Here is a 2,477-nt window from a genome sequence, read left to right as displayed (position 1 = left end):
GTGGGGGGGGCACGGGCGGTGGGCCCCCCCGGGGGGGGCCCCACCTCGGTGACCTGCCGGAAGGCGACCCCGACGAGCGGGGCCACCTCCCCCGGACCGAGTCCGTCACCGGCCTCACCGACGGCGAGCGCCCCGGCGACTCCGGCGGCCGGTGAGCCGGATCGAACGGATCGGACGGATCGGACGGACCAGGTCGATCGGACGGACCGGACGTACCGGCCGGACGGCCGACCTGATGACCGGACGGACGACCGGCCGGTCCGGGCCGGTCAGGCGGCGTTCGTGAAGACCGGCAGGTAGCCGCTGGACTGTCCGGCGGCGGTCGGGTGGTACGACTCGCCGATGTTCAGCCAGTTGACGCTGTGCAGCCACGCGCTGCCGGAGCAGATCTCGTGGCCCGTGAAGGCACCGGCGACCGAGGCGAAGGTGAAGCCGTGGTTGGCGGCGCGCTTGGCGATGGCGGCGTTGAGGTGGTCGGCGGCGCCGTTGATGGCGGCCCGCTCGCCCTCGGTCAGGCCGGTGGTGCAGGTGCCGTTCAGCTTGTAGAAGCGGGGATAGCCGAGGACGACGACGTGCGCACCGGGCGAGCGGCTGTCGATGGCGTTGTAGACCTGGTCGAGCTGGCCGGGGAGGGTGGAGTCCACGTAGGCCTTGGCCTGGTTCACGCGGCTCACGCAGGTGGATTCGGACTGGAGCACACAGGTCGTCATGACGTCGGAGAATCCGGCGTCGTTGCCGCCGATGGTGATGCTGACCAGGTCGGTGCCGGAGTTGAGCGGGGTGAGCTGGCTCGCGAGGACATCACCCGTACGGGCGCCCGAGCAGGCGGTGAAGGAGAAGGTCTGGGGGGAATGGGCGGCGGCCCACAGGGCCGGGTAGGCGCGGGTGGTGCGTTTGCAGTTGCCGCTCCCGCCGTCGTAGTTGCCGGCGCCGACGCCGGAGGAGTACGAGTCGCCGAGGGCGACGTAGCCGAAGTCGGCCTTGGCGGAGGCGGCCGCCTGGCCGGCGCCGAACAGCGTGGCGCCCGCGGCGAGTAACAGGGAGGAGGCGAGGGCAGCGAAGCGCGACATTCTCATGCTCATGTGTGCGGCTCCTTGTGGGGGTTACTCCTGAGTCCGTGGTACAAGCAGCCGAGGTCCGCTGGAAGTGTCCATGCCAAGAATGTTCAGGGCAGAGTTGCGGCCCGAATCTTCACTCCCCATGCGTTTGAAGAGGGAACTTGGGCACCCGATCCGGCGAAACACGGGTGCACGAGGGCACCGTGTGCCGGATCATGGGCGCCATGTCAGCCAACCCGCAGGACGCGCTGCCGATCCGGCTCAACGTCGACGACAGCGATTCACCGTCGGATGTCGTCGACGCGCTGTTCCTCGGCCGGTTCGCGTCCGGTGAGCAGCCGTACTCGCACAGCGTGTCGATCGAGCGGGTCAAGGCGGAGGCCACCCTCCTGCCGCCGGAGGCCACGGTGCTGCGCTCGGCGCGCGACAGCGACCGCAGCGCCACCCTCGCCGAGGGCGACGGCTGGACCATGCTCGTCTCGCGCTGGAGCCGGGGTGCGGACGTCACCGTGACGGCGGTCAGCGACGAACTCGCCGCCGGCGTCCTCGGCAAGGCCACGGAGGGCGTGCAGGACGAGCCCGAACCGCAGCCCGAGAACGTCACGATGGGCTTCTGGTACGTCTCCCCGCGCCGCGGCCCGTACCGGACGACCCGCCAGATCGCGGCCGGAACGTGGGCGGAAGTGCGGCCCAACTACACCGCGCCGGTGGCCGGGGCGATGGACCGGCTGATGAAGGTGACCCCGGACGACATCGCGGGCCGGCTGCTGCTCCTGCACGGGCCGCCGGGCACGGGCAAGACCTCCGCCCTGCGCACGCTGGCCCGGTCCTGGCGGGACTGGTGCCAGGTGGACTGCGTCCTGGACCCGGAACGGCTCTTCAACGACGTGGGCTACCTGATGGACATCGCGATCGGCGAGGACGAGGGAACGGCGAAGGGCCGCTGGCGGCTGCTGCTGCTGGAGGACTGCGACGAGCTGATCCGGGGCGAGGCCCGCCACACGGCCGGGCAGGCACTGTCCCGGCTGCTGAACCTGACGGACGGACTGCTGGGACAGGGCCGCAACGTCCTGGTCGGCGTGACGACGAACGAGGACCTGGAACGGCTCCACCCCGCGGTGGTCCGCCCGGGACGCTGCCTGGCCCGCATCGAGGTCGGCCGGCTGACCCACCGGGAGGCGGTGGACTGGCTGGGCACGGACGAGGGCGTCTCCCGCGAGGGCGCGAGCCTGGCGGAGCTGTTCGCCCTGCGGCGCGGCACCGGACCGGCGGCGATCCTGCCGCCGCAGCCGCACACCTCGGAGGCGGGGCTGTACCTGTAGCTGCGCTGCAGATGCGGTCGTGCGTCACCTGCGGCCGAGCCTCTCGGGGCTCCGCCCCGAACCCCGCGCCTCAAACGCCGGCGGGGCTGAATTCAGC

General features: G+C 71.7%; 2 protein-coding genes. One reads left to right on the top strand and one right to left on the bottom strand.

The features are described from left to right. Positions 1-269: 269 nt before the first annotated feature. Entirely contained in the window at positions 270-1,076 is an 807-nt protein-coding gene (locus ACWGE1_RS40820) for an SGNH/GDSL hydrolase family protein (RefSeq protein ID WP_453425531.1), read from the bottom strand. 206 nt (positions 1,077-1,282) lie between these two features. Between ACWGE1_RS40820 and ACWGE1_RS40815 the strand changes: the two genes are divergently transcribed. Further along, positions 1,283-2,380: a DUF5925 domain-containing protein gene (locus ACWGE1_RS40815; RefSeq protein ID WP_453425530.1), complete on the top strand. Its 1,098-nt coding sequence runs from the start codon at positions 1,283-1,285 to the stop codon at positions 2,378-2,380. The last annotated feature ends 97 nt before the right edge of the window (positions 2,381-2,477 follow it).

The sequence above is a fragment of the Streptomyces sp. NPDC054932 genome (assembly GCF_053610205.1).
This window is presented reverse-complemented; position numbering and strand designations above follow the sequence as displayed.

Excerpts from the sequence above, each read along its gene's own strand:
- ACWGE1_RS40820 (WP_453425531.1), bottom strand. The coding sequence starts at position 1,076 with ATGAGAATGTCGCGCTTCGCTGCCCTCGCCTCCTCCCTGTTACTCGCC.
- ACWGE1_RS40815 (WP_453425530.1), top strand. The coding sequence starts at position 1,283 with ATGTCAGCCAACCCGCAGGACGCGCTGCCGATCCGGCTCAACGTCGAC.